This window comes from Pseudomonas sp. NPDC098740 (assembly GCF_044760065.1).
Classification (GTDB): domain Bacteria; phylum Pseudomonadota; class Gammaproteobacteria; order Pseudomonadales; family Pseudomonadaceae; genus Aquipseudomonas; species Aquipseudomonas rossensis.
In genome coordinates this window covers 54,631-75,358 of the sequence record NZ_JBIWAM010000023.1, presented here as the reverse complement: position 1 = coordinate 75,358, position 20,728 = coordinate 54,631, and the positions used below count along the sequence as shown (strand labels likewise).

General features: G+C 59.0%; 19 protein-coding genes and 2 tRNA genes. 14 read left to right on the top strand and 7 right to left on the bottom strand.

All coding sequences use genetic code 11. The features are described from left to right. Positions 1–438 carry an FKBP-type peptidyl-prolyl cis-trans isomerase gene (fkpB, locus tag ACIQU2_RS23305; RefSeq protein ID WP_347804768.1) on the top strand — a complete coding sequence of 146 codons (438 nt, stop codon included), beginning with the start codon at positions 1–3 and terminating at the stop codon, positions 436–438. A 190-nt stretch (positions 439–628) separates the two neighbouring features. Beyond that, positions 629–1,576: a 4-hydroxy-3-methylbut-2-enyl diphosphate reductase gene (ispH, locus tag ACIQU2_RS23300; protein ID WP_347804752.1), complete on the top strand. Its 948-nt coding sequence runs from the start codon at positions 629–631 to the stop codon at positions 1,574–1,576. On the opposite strand, the gene ACIQU2_RS23295 is transcribed toward ispH, so the two are convergent. Next, positions 1,545–2,102 (bottom strand): GspH/FimT family pseudopilin, encoded by a 558-nt coding sequence (locus ACIQU2_RS23295; protein WP_347804767.1) that lies wholly within the window; start codon positions 2,100–2,102, stop codon positions 1,545–1,547. The two genes, ispH and ACIQU2_RS23295, sit on opposite strands and share 32 nt — an antisense overlap. 131 nt (positions 2,103–2,233) lie before the next feature. On the opposite strand from ACIQU2_RS23295, the gene ACIQU2_RS23290 reads away from it, so the two are divergent. The 7 genes from ACIQU2_RS23290 to thiO are packed head-to-tail and all read left to right on the top strand — an operon-like array spanning position 2,234 to position 9,027. Beyond that, positions 2,234–2,707: a GspH/FimT family pseudopilin gene (locus ACIQU2_RS23290; RefSeq protein ID WP_347804751.1), complete on the top strand. Its 474-nt coding sequence runs from the start codon at positions 2,234–2,236 to the stop codon at positions 2,705–2,707. Beyond that, complete coding sequence (pilV, locus tag ACIQU2_RS23285) at positions 2,704–3,153, top strand: type IV pilus modification protein PilV (RefSeq protein WP_046048797.1); 450 nt, start codon at positions 2,704–2,706, stop codon at positions 3,151–3,153. The genes ACIQU2_RS23290 and pilV overlap by 4 nt, the downstream gene beginning before the upstream one ends. Then, complete coding sequence (locus ACIQU2_RS23280; protein ID WP_403144195.1) at positions 3,150–3,863, top strand: PilW family protein; 714 nt, start codon at positions 3,150–3,152, stop codon at positions 3,861–3,863. The genes pilV and ACIQU2_RS23280 overlap by 4 nt, the downstream gene beginning before the upstream one ends. Before the next feature lie 11 nt (positions 3,864–3,874). After that, positions 3,875–4,354, top strand: coding sequence for a PilX N-terminal domain-containing pilus assembly protein (locus ACIQU2_RS23275; protein ID WP_403144193.1), 480 nt, complete (start codon positions 3,875–3,877; stop codon positions 4,352–4,354). Then, complete coding sequence (locus tag ACIQU2_RS23270; protein WP_403144192.1) at positions 4,341–7,460, top strand: pilus assembly protein; 3,120 nt, start codon at positions 4,341–4,343, stop codon at positions 7,458–7,460. Before ACIQU2_RS23275 ends, ACIQU2_RS23270 begins: the two co-directional genes overlap by 14 nt. A gap of 14 nt (positions 7,461–7,474) precedes the next feature. After that, positions 7,475–7,870 (top strand): type IV pilin protein, encoded by a 396-nt coding sequence (locus ACIQU2_RS23265; protein ID WP_347806316.1) that lies wholly within the window; start codon positions 7,475–7,477, stop codon positions 7,868–7,870. Positions 7,871–7,926: 56 nt separating this feature from the next. Next, positions 7,927–9,027, top strand: coding sequence for a glycine oxidase ThiO (gene thiO / locus ACIQU2_RS23260; protein ID WP_403144190.1), 1,101 nt, complete (start codon positions 7,927–7,929; stop codon positions 9,025–9,027). A 3-nt stretch (positions 9,028–9,030) separates the two neighbouring features. Here thiO and ACIQU2_RS23255 read toward each other — a convergent pair whose 3' ends face one another. From ACIQU2_RS23255 to ACIQU2_RS23240, 4 genes are all read right to left on the bottom strand, one after another. After that, positions 9,031–10,371: a sigma-54-dependent transcriptional regulator gene (locus tag ACIQU2_RS23255; RefSeq protein ID WP_403144189.1), complete on the bottom strand. Its 1,341-nt coding sequence runs from the start codon at positions 10,369–10,371 to the stop codon at positions 9,031–9,033. Between the two features lie 2 nt (positions 10,372–10,373). Next, on the bottom strand, positions 10,374–11,963 hold the full coding sequence (locus ACIQU2_RS23250; RefSeq protein ID WP_403144187.1) for a sensor histidine kinase: 1,590 nt from the start codon (positions 11,961–11,963) through the stop codon (positions 10,374–10,376). Then, positions 11,953–12,186: a PP0621 family protein gene (locus ACIQU2_RS23245; RefSeq protein ID WP_008154904.1), complete on the bottom strand. Its 234-nt coding sequence runs from the start codon at positions 12,184–12,186 to the stop codon at positions 11,953–11,955. The genes ACIQU2_RS23250 and ACIQU2_RS23245 overlap by 11 nt, the downstream gene beginning before the upstream one ends. 122 nt (positions 12,187–12,308) lie before the next feature. After that, positions 12,309–13,331: an outer membrane protein assembly factor BamD gene (locus ACIQU2_RS23240; RefSeq protein WP_403144186.1), complete on the bottom strand. Its 1,023-nt coding sequence runs from the start codon at positions 13,329–13,331 to the stop codon at positions 12,309–12,311. Positions 13,332–13,482: 151 nt separating this feature from the next. On the opposite strand from ACIQU2_RS23240, the gene rluD reads away from it, so the two are divergent. The 5 genes from rluD (at position 13,483) to ACIQU2_RS23215 (ending at position 18,482) form a co-directional block, all read left to right on the top strand. Beyond that, complete coding sequence (gene rluD, locus ACIQU2_RS23235) at positions 13,483–14,445, top strand: 23S rRNA pseudouridine(1911/1915/1917) synthase RluD (RefSeq protein ID WP_046048807.1); 963 nt, start codon at positions 13,483–13,485, stop codon at positions 14,443–14,445. Continuing rightward, the gene (pgeF, locus tag ACIQU2_RS23230) at positions 14,442–15,161 is read left to right on the top strand and encodes a peptidoglycan editing factor PgeF (RefSeq protein WP_403144184.1); all 720 of its coding nucleotides are present in this window, start codon (positions 14,442–14,444) and stop codon (positions 15,159–15,161) included. The genes rluD and pgeF overlap by 4 nt, the downstream gene beginning before the upstream one ends. A gap of 296 nt (positions 15,162–15,457) precedes the next feature. Continuing rightward, on the top strand, positions 15,458–18,022 hold the full coding sequence (gene clpB / locus ACIQU2_RS23225) for an ATP-dependent chaperone ClpB (protein ID WP_095130594.1): 2,565 nt from the start codon (positions 15,458–15,460) through the stop codon (positions 18,020–18,022). Between the two features lie 298 nt (positions 18,023–18,320). Then, positions 18,321–18,396 (top strand) — tRNA-Asn (locus ACIQU2_RS23220). A 9-nt stretch (positions 18,397–18,405) separates the two neighbouring features. After that, positions 18,406–18,482: transfer RNA gene (locus tag ACIQU2_RS23215), tRNA-Pro, on the top strand. Between the two features lie 191 nt (positions 18,483–18,673). Here ACIQU2_RS23215 and ACIQU2_RS23210 read toward each other — a convergent pair. Further along, positions 18,674–19,072 carry an EF-hand domain-containing protein gene (locus ACIQU2_RS23210; protein ID WP_403144183.1) on the bottom strand — a complete coding sequence of 133 codons (399 nt, stop codon included), beginning with the start codon at positions 19,070–19,072 and terminating at the stop codon, positions 18,674–18,676. A 320-nt stretch (positions 19,073–19,392) separates the two neighbouring features. Then, the gene (locus tag ACIQU2_RS23205; RefSeq protein WP_403144182.1) at positions 19,393–20,691 is read right to left on the bottom strand and encodes an NAD(P)/FAD-dependent oxidoreductase; all 1,299 of its coding nucleotides are present in this window, start codon (positions 20,689–20,691) and stop codon (positions 19,393–19,395) included. Positions 20,692–20,728 lie beyond the last annotated feature (37 nt).

Genomic DNA, 20,728 nt, shown 5'->3' with positions numbered 1-20,728 from the left:
TTGGCTGAGCAACGCATCCGCCAGAACACGGAAGTCACCTTGCACTTTGCACTGCGCCTGGAGAACGGCGACACCGTCGACAGCACCTTCGACAAAGCCCCTGCGACCTTCAAGGTCGGTGACGGCAACCTGTTACCAGGGTTCGAAGCGGCGCTGTTCGGCTTCAAGGCTGGCGACAAGCGTACGCTGACGATTCAGCCGGAAAACGCTTTTGGTCAGCCTAACCCGCAGAACGTACAGATCATCCCGCGTAAACAGTTCAAGGACATGGAACTGTCGCCGGGTTTGCTGGTGATCTTCAACGATGCGGCCAATACTGAGTTGCCCGGTGTGGTGAAGACATTCGATGACGAGCAAGTGACCATCGACTTCAACCACCCGTTGGCCGGCAAGACATTGACCTTTGACGTCGAGATCATCAACGTCAAATCGTTGTAACTGACCGGAACGGTCAAAATGTGGGAGCGAGCTTGCTCGCGATGAGGACCTGACATTCAACATTGATGTCGACTGATACTCCGCCATCGCGAGCAAGCTCGCTCCCACATAGATTTCACTGTTCTCGGACCTTGTGTTCGATCAACAGGCAGGCATTACTATTTCTTGCGCGCAAGACACGAGGCACAGCATGCAAATCAAACTCGCCAACCCCCGTGGCTTCTGCGCCGGTGTGGACCGGGCGATCGAAATCGTCAACCGCGCCCTGGAAGTCTTCGGGCCGCCGATCTACGTGCGCCACGAAGTGGTCCACAACAAATTTGTCGTCGAAGACCTGCGTGCTCGCGGGGCGATTTTCGTCGAAGAACTGGATCAGGTGCCGGACGACGTCATCGTGATCTTCAGTGCCCACGGTGTTTCCCAGGCCGTGCGCACCGAAGCTGCCGGTCGTGGCCTGAAGGTGTTCGACGCCACCTGCCCGCTGGTGACCAAGGTACACATCGAAGTTGCACGCTACAGCCGCGACGGCCGTGAATGCATTCTCATCGGCCACGCCGGTCATCCGGAAGTCGAAGGCACCATGGGCCAGTACGATGGCAGCAATGGTGGCGCGATCTATCTGGTCGAAGACGAGAAAGACGTCGCCGCCTTGCAGGTGAGCAACCCTGAAAGACTGGCGTTCGTGACCCAGACCACCCTGTCCATGGACGATACCAGCCGCGTCATCGACGCACTGCGTACTCGCTTCCCTGCGATCGGTGGCCCGCGCAAGGACGACATCTGCTACGCCACGCAAAACCGTCAGGATGCGGTCAAGCAACTGGCCGACGAATGCGACGTGGTCCTGGTGGTCGGCAGCCCGAACAGCTCCAACTCCAATCGCTTGCGTGAACTGGCCGAGCGCATGGCCACCCCGGCCTACCTGATCGACGGTGCCGAAGACCTGCAAAAGAGCTGGTTCGACGGTGTCGAGCGAATCGGCATCACCGCTGGCGCCTCCGCACCGGAAGTCCTGGTGCGTGGCGTGATCCAGCAGTTACAGGCGTGGGGCGCTACCGGCGCCGATGAACTGGCCGGTCGCGAGGAGAACATCACCTTCTCCATGCCTAAAGAGTTGCGCGTCCGCTCCCTGCTTTAACGCTTTTGCCTCCTGGGCACAGCGCCTGCTCAGCCTTATGGCTGCGCAGGCTGACGCGGCCGGTCGCGGCCAGCACCACCTGGAGCTGAGTGACCGGTTCGCGGGCTGCGCAAAGGTGCAGTGTCCCCGCTTGAAAGGCCCGTCCAGGCATCTGTGGCTCGCCAATACTGTTGAAACGTATGTATCGCCTGACCGGCCAATTGCCGACAATCGGCACCCGAGTGCCACTCGCGCGCTCAACCAGCAGCGGATTGCTGTTGTCTTCCGCCCCTTTACCACTGATATCCAGAATGATCCGCCAGCCCTGGCTCCAGTCGCCGTTGATACCGTGAATCACGACGCTCTGGTTGCGTGTGATGGCAACGGTTCTGGCGTTGCGTATACCGCTGATAAGCGACTCTGCCACCTGTTCGCGATGGTTCGATTCCGTCAGTGCAGCAAACGCCGGACTGACCAACAGCAGAACAATCCCGACAATTGTCAGTCCCATGAGCAGTTCGATCAGGCTGAAACCTCGCTGATGCATGTCATCTCCCTCCTTGGAGTGCTGCGGCCCGCGCGATCCCTGCGCGAGTAATGGCAAAACAACCGAACACCTGCCGGTCGAATGTTCTAGCGTGTAGAAGCAGGTATAGCCGACGGCAACGGAGGGCACCGATGGATCATCGTACAAAAGGTTTCACGCTGATCGAGTTGCTGATCGCGCTCGCGGTGTTTCTGGTCCTGATCACTCTGGCCGTACCGGCGTTTACCCGTTCGGTGCAAATCACCAAGGCCGACACCGAAATCGGCGATCTGCAACGCGGACTCAATTTCGCCCGACTTGAGGCTATCGACCGTGGTGTCACCACCCGGCTGCGCCCGACGGCCGGCGGCAGCGTCTGGACCGGAGAATTAACGGTCTTTGACGGTACTGGCAATCCGGCCAATGTATTGCGGGTTGTTCCAGCGATGAGCAGCGGCGCGACTCTGACGCTAACCTTTGGAGTGACCGCCATCGATTTCAACAACCTTGGCGGGTTGTCGGCACCGTCCACGGCGGTGGTGATCAGCTACGTACGGGGGGCGCAAAGCAGAACGCTGAATGTGTGTTTGAACGGACGAATTCTATTGGGTGGAAATTGCGGATGAGGGGATGGAGCAAGCGTGCACAGGAGGGCATGACGCTGATCGAAGTCTTGGTTGCGTTGTTGATTCTGAGCGTGGGGCTGTTGGGGGCGGCAGCGATTCAGCTCAATGCGCTGAAGTACACGGACAGCGCGCGGATGACCAGCCAGGCCAGTTTTATCGCCTACGACATGATGGACCGCATTCGCGCCAACTCCGGTGCCGACTACACCGTCACGCCACCGACCTCGGGCAACCTGAGCGTCGCCCGGGATCAGGACCTCTACGACTTCACCACCAACATCGTTAATTTCGGCGGCGCCACTGCCACCGGCAGCGTTACGCTCAATCAGCGGGTGTACACCATCACCATCACCTGGGATGACTCGCGGGCTGCGAATATCGCCAATTCGCGGCGCAGTTTCGTCCTGACCAGTCGCGCCACCGTCGATCCGGTGTCGACGCCATGAACCAGACCAACAGAGGTTTCGGCCTGGTCGAGTTACTGATCGCCTTGGCGTTGAGTTTGGTCGTGGTCCTGGGCGTGGCGCAGATTTTCATCGCGGCCAAGAACACCTATGTCAGCCAGAACGCCGCTGGCGCCATGCAGGAAGATGCGCGTTTCGTGCTGAGCAAGATGATTCAGGAAATTCGCATGGTCGGCATGTTCGGATGTCTGGGGGCGGTCACCGATTCAAGCTCGGCGGGGGACTTCAATGCCAGCCAGTCAACGCCCATCAGTTGGGATAACGCCAACCTCAAACTGACTCTGGTGACTGCGGATGTCGGCGGCAGTGGCGGGGTACCGACCTGGACGGTGGTTTCCGATTGTCGGAACAATGCAACGGCCTACACGGGCGCCCGAGTTCCGGCGTCGGGCGAGCTGGCGTTTCCGATCCGGCGCTTGATCTACAGCTTCAGCAACAATCAACTGAAGATGGGGGTCGGCACCGGAACGCCGACTCAGGCGGTGCTGGTGAACAACGTCAGTGCCTTCAACGTGAGCTTCGGCCTCGCCAGTTCCGCCACTGATGTGGCCGCCTCCAGTTACAGCAGCAACCCCACTGATCCGGCGCGCATCCGTAGTATTCGCCTGACGTTGACCCTCACCGACCCGAACAACCGGGTAGGCAATCAAACCTTCAACGTGGTTGCCGCTCTACGCAACCGCTTGCCATGAGGGGAGGGCAGATGAGTATTTCTCCCGTGCCCCCTCACGCCCAGCGTGGCATGGCGCTGCTGGTTAGCCTGGTGTTTCTTCTGTTGCTGACACTGATCGGTCTTTCATCGATGCAAAACGCCACCCTGCAGGAAAAAATGGCGGCCAGCGTGACCTTGCGCAATCAGTCGTTCCAGGGCGCCGAGTCGGCGTTGCGCGTAGGTGAAAGCGCGGTGCAACTGGATACCTTTTCGTTGCCGGTCTGCAGCGGCACCACACAATGCACACCACCAGCCGAGTCGTCGACAATCACCGGCGCCGGCTTCAATTCCACCTCGGGGGTGACCTGGATCGCCTCCGGCAGCGGTTTTTACGGGGTGCAGAATATCGGCACAACCCTGACCGCCGTGAATGTGCCGAGCAACACCTCGACAACGCTGTACCGCGTGACCGCCGTGGGCATCGCGGGTAACTCGCGCAGTGTGGTGGAGAGTATCTATGCGAAATATTGAGGCGCGCACAAGTTGGCGCCATCGGCTGTTGCAGTTGTTCTGCGGCGCGGTGTTGAGCCTTTATCTGGCAGCGCCGACTTACGCCTTCACGCCCTCGGATTCGCCGCTGTTGAGCGCCGCCGCCGTCGCACCCAATGTGATGCTGTTACTCGACGACTCGGGGAGTATGAACAACATTATCTGGGCGGCAGGCTTCAACCCGACGGTCGCACGCCCCACAGTGACTATTTGCCTCTCCAATGGTACGTGCAAGAAAGGCCGCGAGCTTGATATGAGCGATACCAATATTGCTTTGTCGAGTTTAACGCGAGGAACATGTTTGAAAGATTGGTACGGCTTTTATAACAACAGTTCTTCCGGTCTGGATTCGCTTTGCCTCAAGCTTCCCGATCCGGTGGGGAGCGAGGACACGCGGTATACGGCAAATTACTTGTCCTTTCTGATAAGTCTGGCCAACAATTCAGATCGGGATTTCACTGATGGTTCGATCCCCAATGATTACCGGATGAACGTGGCGCGCAACGTTTCCAAGATGTTGGTGGCCGGCAACCGCGCGCTGCGCATCGGCCTGTCGACGTTCAATCTGGCGGTCGGCAACCACAAGAATGACGGCGGTTACATTGCCCGTTCGGTCAGTGATATGTCGGCGGTCAGCGGCGTAGTGACCCAGGCTCAGGCCAATACCAACTACAACGCACTGATCGACGCGATCAATGAACTGAGCGCGGAAGCCAATACACCGCTGGCAGAAGCCTATTACGAAATCACCCGCTATTTCCGTGGCATGGCGCCATACAACAACTCGACGCCCACCACCTATACCAGTCCGATTCAGTACCGTTGCCAGAAAAATTACGGGGTGGTGATTACCGATGGTCTGCCGACCTACGACCGAACCTTTCCCACCGGCGATCCGCTGGGTGGCAGCCAGTTACCGAACTGGGACGGTATCAGCAGTAACGATGGCGCCAACCGCTTCGGCGACGATGAGGGCGACACTCTGTACCTGGATGACATCGCCAAGTTCGCCTTCGACATCGATATGCGCACGACCGGCACTGATGCTGCGGGCAAAAACTGGGACGCAGTGGATTTTCCCAAACAGAACATGAACACCTACACCGTGGGGTTCGCCATTGCGAACCAGATGTTGTCGGACGCGGCGACTTACGGGCAGGGCAAGTATTACCAGGCGACCGACAGTGCAGGCCTCAACAGCGCACTCTCGTCCGCCCTGAGCGACATCACCTCCAAGGCCGGCTCCGGCGGCAGTGGCGTCGCCAGCGGGACCACTGTGGCCAGCGGTTCGAGTTACTTTCAGACCAGTTTCGATCCCAAGGATTGGCGCGGCACGATCAAGTCCTACGGACTTACCTCCGCTGGCGCGGTCAACACCGCCTCGGTGTTATGGACCACTGATACCGCCATCGTGCCCGGTGCCACGGCGCCGACCTATCAATCCTGGAACACACTGACCAATGCGGCCGTGACGCTGACCTACGCCAATTTTTCCCCTGCCCAGCAAGCATCTCTTGGCCAGAGTTTGCCCATCGGTATCACCGGCAGCGATCTGGTGGAGTGGAGCAAGGGCACCAATAAGGCCGGCCTGAAGGTGCGCAGTGTGCTGCTTGGCGACATCATCAATTCGCCGTTGGCCCTGGCATCGCCCACGGATAAAACCGCGTCCGATCTGTCCGGCGACACGACTTACAGCACCTATCTGGCAACCAAAGCGGCAAGCATGAACGCCAGCCTCGTGGTGAACGCCAACGACGGCTTTGTAAACGTCATCAACACGTCAAACGGCGCACGGCGTTACGCTTTTATGCCGTCCAGTGTGTTGCCGTCACTGCGCTACATCGCCGACCCCACTTACATAAACGGGGTGAGCCACAAGTTTCTGGTGGACGGCCAGGTGGGCGTATTCGATGCCCAACTCAACAGTGCCTGGAAAACCCTTGCGTTGGGTGGGACAGGGGCGGGAGGGCGGACCTTCTATGCGCTGCAACTGTTCGACGCATCGGCCGGTAACGTAACGAAGGCGTTGTGGGAGATCAGCGCACCGTCCACAGCAAATACGGCGAACGTTTTCAATGATCTGGGTTATGCCTACGCACGACCAGAAGTGGCACGCTTGGCCGACGGTCGATGGGCGGCATTCATCTCCAACGGTTATGGCAGCAACTCCGGGGTGGCAGCGTTGTACGTGGTCGACATTCGTGACGGCTCGCTGATCAAGAAAATAGTGATCGACGGCGCCGAAACTACCAACGGCTTGTCATCGGTAAAACTTCGTGTCAATTCGCAGAATGTGGTGCAGGCCGCTTATGGCGGCGACTTGAAGGGGCGGATGTGGAAGTTTGATTTGAGCGCTACAGCCCCGGAATCGTGGGACCTGGCGTTTTCCCGCAAACCGCTGTTTACCACCGCGGGTGGCGTCACCCAGCCGATCACCGCGCAACCATTGCTCGCGGATAATTCGTTGGGAGGGAAGGAAGTGTTTTTCGGCACCGGTAAATTCAACGAGACGGCCGACAAGACCAACAAAGACCTTCAGGCGTTCTATGCCGTGTGGGATGCGGAAGGTGGCTCAGGGCAAATCACAACGTCCAGCTTGCAGGCGCAGTCGGTGACTGGCGTGTTCTCGGGTAGCAGTGGGCAATTCATCACCACCAGCCAGAACGACGTGACCTATCCGGCGAAAAAAGGCTGGTACCTGCCGCTGGTGTACAACAACGTGCTAACCGGTGAGCGGGTGATCAATCAGGCCAGTCTGGTGGCCGGCCGGATCGTATTCACCACGGCCAGCGTGGACACCACCGACCCGTGCGCCAGTTTCGGTACCGGCAAACTGGTCGAACTGGATGCATTCAGCGGTAAGATGCTCAATTACGCGGTGCTCGACAGCAATGGCGACGGGCTGGTCGACATCAAGGATTCGATTTCCAGCGGGGTGATTTTCACCGGTGGTATTCCGACACTGAACGCGATCGTCAACAATGCGGCCGGCAAGATTGTGAACGACTCCAGCGGTGGCATCAGCTCCCTGGTGGAGAAACCCGGCGGTGGCGGTAACCGTCGCATCATGTGGCGACAAATACAGTAAGTGAGAGTTGAGGCATGCGCAGATCCAACCGAGGTTTTACCCTGATCGAAATCATGATCGTGATTGCGATCATCGGGATCGTCATCACCATTGGCTACCCGAGCCTCACCGAGTATGTGAATAAGGGCCGCCGCACTGAAGTCGCCGGCCTGCTCTCCGAACAAGCGCAGATCCTTGAGCGCTACTATTCGAAGAATAATGTCTACACCAATGCCACCGGCCTGAGCGCCGGTAATGACTTCTACACCATCACCCCGACCCTGACCGATCAGACCTTCCTGCTGACGGCGGTGCGCAAGGCCGGCAAGGCCATGGCGGCTGACAAGTGCGGTGATTTCACCATCACCAACACTGGCGTCAGAAGCATGGTCAATGCGACGGCCACGACCAAGGATTGCTGGGGGCGCTGAGTTCCTTTTTCGGGTGCCTTTTGTGCCCTCTGTCTATTTAACGGTTGGATCAGAACATGACCAGGCAACAGCAAGTGGTGATTGTCGGCGGCGGCGTGATTGGCCTGCTGACGGCGTTCAATCTCGCGTCCGAAGTGCAAAGTGTTGTGCTGCTGGATCGTTCGAACGTCGGTCAGGAGTCGTCCTGGGCCGGCGGCGGCATCGTCTCGCCGCTCTACCCGTGGCGCTATAGCCCGGCGGTCACCGCGTTGGCGCATTGGTCCCAGGATTTTTATCCACAGTTGGGTGAGCGACTGTTTGCAGCCACCGGTGTCGATCCTGAGGTGCATACCACTGGGTTGTACTGGCTGGACCTGGATGACGAGGCCGAGGCGCTGGCTTGGGCCGAGCGGGAAAACCGTCCGTTGCGGGCTGTGGATATCTCGGCGGCTCACGACGCGGTGCCGGTGTTGGGGAGCGGTTTTTCCCGGGCGATCTACATGGCCGATGTGGCCAATGTGCGTAATCCGCGGCTGGTGAAGTCGCTCAAGGCTGCGTTGCTGGCGCTGCCGAACGTGACGATTCATGAGCAGTGTGAAGTCAGCGGGTTTATCCGTGAAGGCGCTACGGTGGTCGGGGTGCAGACCTCGGTGGGAGCGATTCATGGCGATCAGGTGGTTCTGACTGCGGGCGCCTGGAGCGGTGATTTACTCAAAAGCCTGGGTATGGACCTGCCGGTCGAACCGGTGAAAGGGCAGATGATCCTCTACAAATGCGCAGCGGATTTCCTGCCGAGCATGGTTCTGGCCAAGGGGCGTTATGCGATTCCTCGGCGCGATGGGCACATTCTGATCGGCAGTACGCTGGAGCATCAAGGCTTCGACAAGACGCCGACCGAATCTGCCCTGGAGAGCCTGAAGGCGTCGGCGGTGGAGTTGATTCCTGCACTGGCGGATGCCGAGGTCGTGGGGCACTGGGCCGGGTTGCGACCGGGCTCGCCGGAAGGCATTCCCTACATCGGTCGGGTGCCAGGGTTCGAGGGGCTTTGGCTCAATTGTGGGCATTACCGTAATGGCTTGGTGCTGGCGCCGGCGTCGTGTCAGTTGTTTGCGGATGTGATGCTGGGGCGTGAGCCGATCATTGATCCGGCGCCGTATGCACCGGCTGGACGGATCTGAGACTCAATCGAGCCCCAGTTTCTTGAGCCTGTAGCGCATCGACCGGAATGAAAGATTCAACCGCTGAGCCGCCGCCGTGCGGTTCCAGCGGGTTTCTTCCAGGGCCTGGAGGATAAGGTTGCGTTCGACGTTTTCCAGGTAGTCTTCCAGGTTGTCGATCTGCGTCAGGTCCGGCACACCGCCTTCGGGGTTGCAGTTGCCTTCGGCCAGTCGCAGGTCGCTGGCTTCAATTTGTTTGTTTTCGCACAACGTGTGAGCCCGTTCGAGCACGTTCTCCAGTTCCCGCACGTTGCCGGGGAAGCGATAGCTTTTCAGCGCTTCGAGGGCTTGGGGGTGGAGTTTTGCGGCGGGTTGACCGGTGCTGATGGCCAGGCGTTTGAGCACATGGCTGGCGAGGGATTCGATGTCGTCACGGCGTTCGCGCAAGGGCGGCACCCGTAGTTCGATCACGTTCAACCGGTAGTACAAATCCTGGCGAAAGCGTTCGGCGGCGACTTCGGCGTCGAGGTCTTTGTGGGTGGCGCAAAGGATACGCACATCGACCACGGTTTCCTGCTGCTCGCCGACACCACGAACGGCTTTTTCCTGTATTGCCCGTAGCAGTTTGACCTGCATCGCCAGCGGCAAATCAGCCACTTCGTCGAGGAACAGGGTGCCGCCATGGGCCGCCTGGAACAGTCCGGGTTTGTCTCCGATGGCACCGCTGAAGCTGCCTTTGCGATGACCGAAAAATTCGCTCTCCATCAATTCCGACGGAATCGCTCCGCAATTGACCGGGATAAAGGGTTGGCTGGCGCGCGGTCCTTGCTCATGGATCAGTCGCGCGACCAATTCCTTGCCGCTGCCGGATTCGCCGCTGATGTACACCGGCGCCTGGCTGCGGGCCAGTTTGTCGATGTGTTTGCGCAAGGCACGCATTGGCGGTGAATCACCCAGCAGCCGGCGATCGATGGCGATGCCCGTGCCGCCCGGCGCAGGCAGCCGAAGCGCGCTGCTGACCAGTTCCCGCAGGCGAGTGAGGTCCACCGGTTTGGTCAGGAAGTCGAAGGCGCCGGCCTTGAGGGCGTTGATCGCCGTTTCCAGGCTGCCATAAGCGGTGATCATTGCCACCGGTACTTGGGGATGGCGTTGCTGGATGTGTTGCACCAGCTCAAGGCCGGTGCCGTCCGGCAAGCGCATGTCGGTGAGGCACAAATCGAACGTCTCTCGAGACAGCAGGGCCTGGGCTTCGCCGAGGTTGCGGGCACTGAAGGTGTCGAGTTTCATCCGTCCCAGGGTGATTTCCAGGAGTTCGCGGATATCCGGTTCGTCGTCGACGATCAGGACTTTTTGCTGTGGGCTCATGTTCAACTTTGTTTCCGTCCGTGAGCAAAGGTGATGCGAAAGCAGCCGCCGCCTTGGCGTGGTTTGAAGTCTAGGCGGGCCTGGTTGCTTTCGCACAGCTCACGGGACAGATAAAGCCCCAGGCCGGTGCCTTGGGTGCTGGTGGTGAAGAACGGTTCGAACAAGTGCACATGATGCTCCGGTGCCACGCCGGGACCATCGTCCAGGATCTCGAGGATCGGCAGCTGGCTGTCCGGGTCGACGAACAACTCGAGCCAGACCTGCGCCACGTCGTGATTCAAGGCGCTATGGCGCCAGGCGTTGCGCAACAAATTGTCGAGAATCTGGGTCAGCTGGTTTGGGTCCATCAGGGTTTTGAAGTCTCCTGAGCCGATGCGCAGATGAATCTGCTGATGCTCGGTCGCCCCTTCGCGGGTTTCGTTGACGAACTGTTCCAGCCACGGCTTCAGATCAAGCCGTTGCGCTACGGTTTGCTGGCGGCGGGACAGTTGCAGGACGTTTTCGATTACCCGATTCATTCGCTGAGAGTGGTCTTGAATAATCTGTGTCAGACGTCGATCCGCGCGGTTCAGTTCCTCTGATTCTTGCAATAGCTGCGCGGCATGACTAACGGCGCCCAGTGGATTGCGGATTTCATGGGCGATACCGGCGGTCAGGCGACCGAGGGCGGCGAGCTTCAATTGCTGGGCTTGTTGAGCGATCTGCGCGAGGTCTTCGAGAAAGACCAGGGTCTGGTGGTGTGGGCTTTGGTCCAGGGCAATGAAGCTCGGTTGCAGCTCCAGACCACTACTGGCGACTTTCAGGCTCTGGGGGCGCAGCGTCGGATTGTTGAGCCACAGTTGCAGGCGTTCGACCAGGCTGGGTAAGTAGTCGTCGATCAGTTGGCCTGCAAGATTTTCCCTGCCTAACAGGTTCAAGGCGCTGTGGTTGGCCAGTTGAACCCGCCGCTTGTCGTCGAGTACCAGGATGCCGGTACGCATGCGTTGCAGGATCAGTGCGTTGAGGGCTTCGAGGCCGACGACTTCGCTGGCCCGTTGTTCGGCGAGGGTTTCGCTGACCTCCAGGCGTCGAATCAGCCCTTGCACCAGCAATGCCGCCGCAAAACACAAGGCGCCGAGCGTGCCGACTTGCAGGTAATCGTTGGGGGTGGCGGGATGGCTGAAACTCAGGAGGAAGCTCAGCCCGACGATGCCGAGCGCGCCAACGGCGGCAATCAGCAGGCCGATGCGCCCTCGCAACAAGGTGTTACTGATGGCTACCGATACGATCAGCAAGTTGCCGATGGCGCTCGCCACACCGCCGGCGGCGTAGAACAGACCGCACAGCAGCAGGACGTCGGTCAGCGCCAGGCTGAACAGTTGCGCCGGGCGCCGGGTGTTCCCGAGGAATACCACCAGCAGGATATTCAGCACCAGGTAAAACCAGCTGCCACTGCGCAGCAGGTCGTCATTGCTGAATGTCAGCAACTGGTTGTCCATGTTGCTGGAGATCAACAGCACCAGAGTGATGCCGATGCTCAAACGGTAAAGGTGATAGAGGCGCAGCAGTCGCTGGGCCTGTTTGCTGCGGGGACTGGAGGTCTCAGCGATCACTGGAGCCCGGGCCTTGCTCAAGATGAGCCTGGCTGCAATACCACTGTTGTTGAAGACTCAGCGCGCGGTCGCGTGGCAGGTGTACGCCGCAATGGGCGCAGCGGACCATGGGGGCCGCTTCCAGCTCGGCAGAGGACTTGGGCACGGAAGCCTGGCCCTTGAACTTGCGCCAGAACCATACCGCAGCGGCAATCAGGGCGATCCAGAACAGTAAACGAAGCATGATGAGCTGCTATTTGACGAGTGATGAGCCAGTTTAGCCAAGGACATGACCAGCGCACAGCGTAATAATCGAGCCCATAAAAAAGGAGCCTTGAAAGGCTCCTTTTTGTACAACCCGATGTGTCAGTCAAACACACCGAAGGTCATGTAGCTGAACCACGAGCGGTCGCTGCTATTGGCTTCGGACTCGTGTTCCTCTTCTTCGATCACGTCGCCATTTTCATCTTTAGGCTTGAGATCGTTCGGAATCGCGTCCTTGGCGTCCTGGAACTGCTTCTGTACGTCCTGGTTGGCGCGGGTTTCGCCCGGCGGCAGCGGTGGACGGGATTCGATCAGGCCCAGGGTCGCCTTGCTCAACCACGAACGGTTGTCGGCTTCGGCCACCGATGGCTTGAACTGACCGTCGACCAGGCTTGGATGGTTCGGGTAGTTGAGCTTCAGGGTTTCGAGGCTGGTGGCGGCCAGATCGTCCAGGTGCAGACGCTGGTAGGCCTCTGTCATTACCGCCAGGCCGTCACCGACCGCAGGGGTTTCCTGGAAGTTTTCCACCACGTAGCGACCACGGTTCGCGGCGGCGACGTAGGCCTGACGGGTCAGGTAGTAGTCGGCAACGTGAATCTCGTAGGCCGCCAGCAGGTTGCGCAGGTAGATCATGCGCTGCTTGGCGTCCGGCGAGTAGCGGCTGTTGGGGAAGCGGCTGGTCAGCTGGGCGAACTCGTTGTAGGAGTCGCGAGCAGCACCCGGGTCACGCTTGGTCATGTCCAACGGCAGGAAGCGCGACAACAGGCCGACGTCCTGGTCGAAAGAAGTCAGACCCTTGAGGTAATACGCGTAATCCACGTTCGGGTGCTGCGGGTGCAGGCGAATGAAGCGCTCGGCGGCGGACTTCGCAGCTTCAGGCTCGGTGTTCTTGTAGTTGGCGTAAATGAGCTCGAGTTGAGCCTGATCGGCGTAGCGACCGAACGGATAACGCGACTCCAGCGCCTTCAGCTTGGCTGTGGCGGCGGTGTAGCTGTTGTTGTCCAGATCGTGCTGAGCCTGCTGGTACAGCTCGACTTCGCTCAGGTTTTCGTCTACGACTTCCTTCGATGAGCAAGCAGCGGTCAATGCGAGGATGGCGATCAGCAGCAGGTGTTTCACTTGCATGGCGGCTTGCGTCCCTATGACGGCCGCTGTCTTGGGCGGGGCCGTCCTGTTATGATGAGCGCCCCGTTGAATAGCCTCGGGGCAAAAGACGCCGTATTTAACCACAAGCGCGCAGCCGAAACCAAAGGCTGTGCCGACGCCTAGTCTGAGCATGTCCGATAAAATTGAACTTCGCGCAGAGGTGCCGTCCGAATTGGGCGGCCAACGCCTCGATCAAGTCGCCGCACAATTATTCGCTGAGCACTCGCGCTCGCGCCTTTCCGCCTGGATCAAAGACGGCCGCCTGACTGTGGATGGGGCGGTTATCCGCCCGCGAGACATCGTTCATGGTGGTGCCATTCTTGAACTCACTGCCGAGCAGGAAGCTCAGGGCGAATGGATCGCTCAAGACATCGAGCTGGACATCGTCTATGAAGATGACGACATCCTGGTGATCAACAAACCCGCGGGTCTGGTCGTGCATCCTGCCGCCGGTCATGCCGATGGCACCTTGCTCAACGCCTTGCTGCACCACGTGCCGGACATTATCAATGTGCCCCGCGCCGGTATCGTGCATCGCCTGGACAAGGACACCACCGGTCTGATGGTGGTGGCCAAGACCATTCAGGCGCAGACACAGCTTGTCACGCAATTGCAGAGCCGCAGCGTAAGCCGGATCTACGAGTGCATCGTGATCGGTGTGGTGACGGCCGGCGGCAAGATCAACGCGCCGATCGGTCGTCACGGTCAGCAACGCCAGCGCATGGCCGTGATGGAAGGTGGCAAGCAAGCCGTCAGCCATTACCGCGTGCTCGAGCGTTTCCGCTCCCACACTCACGTGCGGGTGAAGCTGGAAACCGGTCGTACGCACCAGATTCGTGTGCATATGGCTCACATCAACTTCCCGTTGGTCGGAGATCCTGCCTACGGCGGTCGTTTCCGTATTCCGCCGGCAGCCAGTGTGACCATGATCGAATCGTTGAAGGCGTTCCCGCGTCAGGCGCTGCATGCGCGGTTCCTGGAGCTGGATCACCCGACCACCGGTAAACGCATGAGCTGGGAATCGCCATTGCCGGACGATTTCGTCTGGTTGCTGACGCTGCTCAAGCAAGACCGCGAGGCGTTCATCGGATGAGTGACTGGCTGATTCCCGACTGGCCTGCGCCTGCCGGGGTGAAAGCCTGCGTGACCACCCGTGCGGGCGGCGTCAGTCTGGCGCCGTTCGACAGCCTCAACCTCGGCGATCACGTCGATGACAGCCCCGAAGCTGTTGTCGAAAACCGCCGTCGCCTCACCGATCATTTCTCGATTCAACCGGCCTGGTTAAAGCAGGTTCACGGCATTGCCGTGGCCCACGCAGACCCAAGCCTTACGGCCACTGCCGATGCCAGCTGGACGGCAACGCCCGGTATTGCCTGCACGGCGATGACCGCGGATTGCCTGCCGGCGCTATTCTGTGACCGTGCCGGTACTCGCGTAGCGGCGGCCCATGCCGGTTGGCGCGGGTTGGCGGCGGGTGTGCTGGAAGCAACCCTCGACAGTCTGGCCGTGCCACCTGCCGACGTGCTGGTCTGGCTCGGTCCGGCCATTGGTCCGCAAGCCTTTGAAGTCGGCCCTGAAGTGCGCGAAACCTTCGTCGAGCAATTGCCCGAAGCCGCCAAAGCCTTTGTGCCGAGTCAAAATGCTGGCAAATTCATGGCTGACATTTACGCGCTGGCGCGCTTACGTCTGGCGGCTCGCGGTGTCACCGCTGTTTATGGTGGCGGTTTCTGCACCGTAACTGATCCACGCTTCTTCTCTTACCGCCGCAGTCCACGCACCGGTCGGTTTGCCTCCCTCATTTGGCTGTAGTGCCCTGTCTCACGAATACTGTTCCTTTTTGACGGTGTCTGTTGCCGTCATGCTGCGTTGCCGCTCCTCGCCATAGCGGGCTATGACTCGTCGCGGCGCCTTGCCTGACGACAACAGCCACTCGTCAAAAGAGGAACGTATTCGTGAGACAGGGCACAAACGCTAAACTTCTCTGATCTGCATCAACTGAGCGACGCTTGAAACTCCCAGAATCGACCGCATCTATAACGGTATCTGGCAGGTTTCTTCATTCAGGATGTTTTATAGGTCCGGCCTGCTCAAAAGGAAGGTGACCCATGCGTATAGACCGTTTAACCAGCAAGTTGCAGCTAGCCTTGTCCGACGCCCAATCCCTGGCCGTCGGCCTCGATCATCCGGGCATTGAACCGGCGCACTTGATGCAAGCCATGCTTGAACAGCAGGGTGGTTCGATCAAACCCCTGTTGATGCAGGTGGGCTTCGACGTCAACAGCCTGCGTAAAGAGCTGACCAAAGAGCTCGACCAACTACCAAAAATCCAGAACCCGACCGGCGACGTGAACATGTCGCAGGATTTGGCGCGCCTGCTCAACCAGGCCGATCGCCTGGCCCAGCAGAAGGGTGACCAGTTCATCTCCAGCGAGCTGGTGTTGCTCGCCGCCATGGACGAGAACAGCAAGCTCGGCAAATTGTTACTCGGCCAGGGCGTCAGCAAGAAAGCCCTGGAAAACGCGATCAACAACCTGCGTGGTGGTGAGGCCGTCAATGACGCCAACCATGAAGAGTCGCGTCAGGCGCTGGATAAATACACCGTCGACCTGACCAAGCGTGCCGAAGAAGGCAAGCTCGATCCGGTGATCGGTCGTGACGACGAAATTCGCCGGACCATTCAGGTCCTGCAGCGTCGTACCAAGAACAACCCGGTGCTGATCGGTGAGCCTGGCGTGGGTAAAACCGCCATCGCCGAAGGCCTGGCCCAGCGCATCATCAACGGTGAAGTGCCGGATGGACTGAAAGGCAAACGCCTGCTGTCCCTGGACATGGGGTCGCTGATTGCCGGTGCCAAATACCGTGGCGAGTTCGAAGAGCGCCTCAAATCCCTGCTCAATGAACTGTCGAAGCAGGAAGGGCAGATCATTCTGTTCATCGACGAACTGCACACCATGGTCGGCGCCGGTAAAGGCGAAGGTTCTATGGATGCGGGCAATATGCTCAAACCTGCGTTGGCCCGTGGTGAACTGCACTGCGTCGGCGCGACCACGCTCAACGAGTACCGCCAATATATAGAGAAGGATGCGGCCCTCGAGCGGCGCTTCCAGAAAGTGCTGGTGGACGAGCCAAGCGAAGAAGACACCATCGCGATTCTGCGTGGCCTGAAAGAGCGCTACGAGGTTCACCACAAGGTGGCGATCACCGACGGCGCGATCATCGCTGCGGCCAAGCTCAGTCATCGCTACATTACGGATCGTCAGCTGCCGGACAAGGCCATCGACCTGATCGACGAAGCGGCCAGCCGCATCCGCATGGAGATCGACTCCAAACCGGAAGTTTTGGATCGTCTTGAACGCCGTCTGATTCAGTTGAAGGTCGAATCCCAGGCGCTGAAGAAAGAAAGCGACGAAGCCGCGATAAAACGTCTGGAAAAACTCCAGGAAGAAATCGTCCGCCTCGAACGTGAGTACTCGGACCTGGAGGAAATCTGGAACGCGGAAAAAGCCGAAGTTCAGGGTTCCGCGCAGATCCAGCAGAAAATCGAACAGTCCCGGCAAGAACTGGAAGCGGCCCGCCGCAAAGGCGACTTGAACCGCATGGCCGAGCTGCAGTACGGGATCATCCCGGACCTGGAGCGCAGCCTGCAAATGGTCGACCAGCACGGCAAAACTGAAAACCAGTTACTGCGCAGCAAGGTGACCGAAGAAGAGATCGCCGAAGTTGTGTCCAAGTGGACCGGTATTCCGGTGTCGAAAATGCTCGAAGGCGAGCGCGACAAACTGATGAAGATGGAAAGCCTGTTGCACCAACGTGTGATCGGCCAGGACGAAGCGGTCATTGCCGTTTCCAACGCAGTGCGGCGCTCTCGTGCCGGGTTGTCCGATCCGAATCGCCCGAGCGGCTCGTTCATGTTCCTCGGCCCGACCGGTGTCGGTAAAACCGAGCTGTGCAAGGCACTGGCCGAGTTCCTCTTTGATACGGAAGAGGCGATGGTGCGGATCGACATGTCCGAGTTCATGGAAAAACATTCCGTGGCTCGTCTGATCGGCGCGCCACCAGGCTACGTAGGCTATGAAGAGGGCGGTTACCTGACCGAGGCGGTGCGTCGCAAGCCTTATTCGGTGATCCTCCTGGATGAGGTCGAGAAGGCCCACCCGGACGTCTTCAACATCTTGCTGCAAGTGCTGGAAGATGGCCGACTGACCGACAGTCATGGCCGCACGGTGGATTTCAAAAATACCGTGATTGTCATGACCTCCAACCTGGGCTCGGTGCAAATTCAGGAACTGGTCGGTGATCGTGAGGCGCAGCGTGCGGCGGTGATGGATGCGATTTCCACGCACTTCCGGCCGGAGTTCATCAACCGGGTCGATGAAGTGGTTATCTTCGAGCCGTTGGCTCGGGATCAGATCGCCGGCATTACCGAGATCCAGTTGGGTCGCCTGCGCAGTCGCCTGACCGAGCGCGAGTTGAAGCTTGATCTCAGCCCTGAGGCCATGGATAAGCTGATCGCGGTGGGTTACGACCCGGTTTACGGCGCACGGCCGCTCAAGCGAGCCATCCAGCGCTGGATCGAAAACCCGCTGGCGCAGCTGATTCTGTCCGGTCGATTCATGCCGGGCGATACCGCCAAAGGTGTCGTGGAAAACGACGAAATCGTCTTCGTCTGATCCACGGCGGCAGCAAAACCTACGAGGCCTCGCATTGCGAGGCCTTTTTTTCGCCAGGCTGTTGAACTGAAAGGAAAAGGCTTGTAAAGTGCGCCCCGCAGTAAGTCGCCCTGAAGGGTTCCTGCCCCCCAAGCAGGAATCTGAAATAAGTTGCAAATCATTAACTTGAAAGCAATTTAGGGGGTTGACAGAGGTGCTTAAGATTGTAGAATAGCGCGCCTCAGACACACGAACGCAGCGATGCGAACGGGTCGAAGAGGTGAAGCAAGCTTCACAGTTGTAAATTGAAATATGTAGTTCCGTGATAGCTCAGTCGGTAGAGCAAATGACTGTTAATCATTGGGTCCCAGGTTCGAGTCCTGGTCACGGAGCCAATTTCAAACCGGGGTATAGCGCAGTCCGGTAGCGCGCCTGCTTTGGGAGCAGGATGTCAGGAGTTCGAATCCCCTTACCCCGACCATATTAAAAATCCTCGTATCGAAAGATACGGGGATTTTTTTTGTCTGCCGAACACGTGATTTTCTTCAAGTCATGAGCATCACAGCTGACCAAAGCCTTGCATGGCATGGTGCGACGCTTTCAGCTTTAGATTTTCCAGACGCAAAAAAGCCGCGCTTTCTGAATGGAGAAGCGCGGCAGGTTCTCGGGTGCTTAGGCGCCGTCTTGGTCTTTCAGGTGCTCGAACAGGCCTTTTGGCATTTTTTTGCCATTGGCTTCGAAGTTGGCTTTCACGTTGTCGAAAGCCTCTTGTTCGTCGATGAAGCCGTCATGGTTGGTGTCGATTTTGTCGAAATTGGACTTCGGCGCGACTTTCTGGAATTCGGCACGGGATACCTTGCCGTCGCCATCAGTGTCGGTTTTTGCCATCGAGGCATCGCCACACTTGCCTTCGCCACATTTACCTTCAGCGGTTTTCACCACCTGTTCGGCCGAGGCCAGCAGGTAGCCCTGAGTCAGAGGTTGCGAGGCGAACACGGAGCCGGACAACATCATGCCACCGGCCAAAACAGCGCCGAGCAGACCGATAGTGTTTTTGGTGGTACGGGACATTTCAAATCTCCTGGGTTGCACGACACAACCGTTCGATAAAGGACGCCACGTAAGTGCGGCGATAACCGTAGCTGGCGGGGAGCCTTGCTCGGGTGTGGCCATTTAGCGAGCGGGGTGTATCGCTACTGTGTCGCGCAAGGGGGGAGTTTGTAAGCGAAGGGGATGAAACGGCAGGGGAGATACAGTGAGACACAGTTCTCCAAATCAATGGAGGCCAAATGTGGGAGCGAGCCTGCTCGCGAAAGCGGTGTAACAGTCAACAATGATGTTGAATGTAAGGGCCTCTTCGCGAGCAGGCTCGCTCCCACAGGGGATGGGTGTCAGTGCAGTTTGAGTCGCGGCTCAGTCCCGCGCCCGATCTTGCTGCCCAACATCAACATCGCCGTACGAAACGCGCCATACAGCGCCATCTGGTGCATGCGGTACAGCGACACGTAAAACATCCGCGCCAGCCAGCCTTCAAGCATCACGCTGCCGGTGAGGTTGCCCATCAAGTTACCCACAGCCGAAAAACGCGACAGCGAGATCAGCGAGCCGTAGTCGGTGTATTTGTACGCAGGCAGAGGCTTGCCTTCGATCCGCAGTTTCAGCGATTTGGCCAGCAACGAAGCTTGCTGATGCGCAGCCTGGGCGCGCGGCGGCACATTGCGATCGGTGCCCGGCTGCGGGCAGGCCGCGCAGTCACCGAAGGCGAAGATGTTCTCGTCGCGGGTGGTTTGCAGGGTCGGCAGCACTTGCAGCTGATTGATCCGGTTGGTCTCCAGGCCATCGATGTCCTTGAGGAAACCTGGTGCACGAATCCCGGCGGCCCAGACTTTCAGGCTGGCGTTGATGACTTTGCCATCGGCGGTAATCAGGCTGTCGGCTGTCACTTCGCTGACGGCGGCATTGGTCATGACGTTGACCCCGAGTTTCTCCAGGGTTTTATGCACAGGCCCGCCGATACGTTCCGGCAGGGCTGGCAACACCCGTGGCCCGGCTTCGATCAAGGTGATGTGCATGTTCTCCGGTTTGATCCGGTCCAGGCCGTAAGCCGCGAGTTCATGGGCGGCGTTGTGCAGTTCGGCAGCCAATTCGACCCCGGTGGCACCGGCGCCGACGATGGCCACGCTGATCTGCTCGACCTTGTCGGTCTGCCCGGCATGGGCACGCAGGTAGTGGTTGAGCAATTGCTGGTGGAAGCGCTCGGCCTGTTTGCGGGTGTCGAGGAACAGGCAGTGTTGCGCCGCGCCCTGAGTACCGAAATCGTTGGTGGTGCTGCCGACCGCGATCACCAGCGAGTCGTAACCCACTTCGCGCGCCGGGACCAGTTCAATGCCGGCTTCGTCGTAGGTGGCAGCCAGCTGGATTTTTTTCTGTGCGCGATCGAGCCCGCTCATGCGCCCCAGCTGGAACTCGAAGTGGTTCCATTTGGCCTGGGCAACATAGTTGAGTTCGTCTTCGGAAGAGTTCAGGGAACCTGCCGCCACTTCGTGCAACAACGGTTTCCAGATGTGGGTCAGGTTCGCGTCGACCAGCATCACACGGGCCGTGCCGCGCTTGCCCAGAGTCTTACCCAGACGGGTAGCCAACTCCAGACCGCCGGCGCCGCCGCCAACGATGACAATACGATGAGTCATGGGGATATCTCGCAAGGCTAAAAGAAATCGGTGCAAT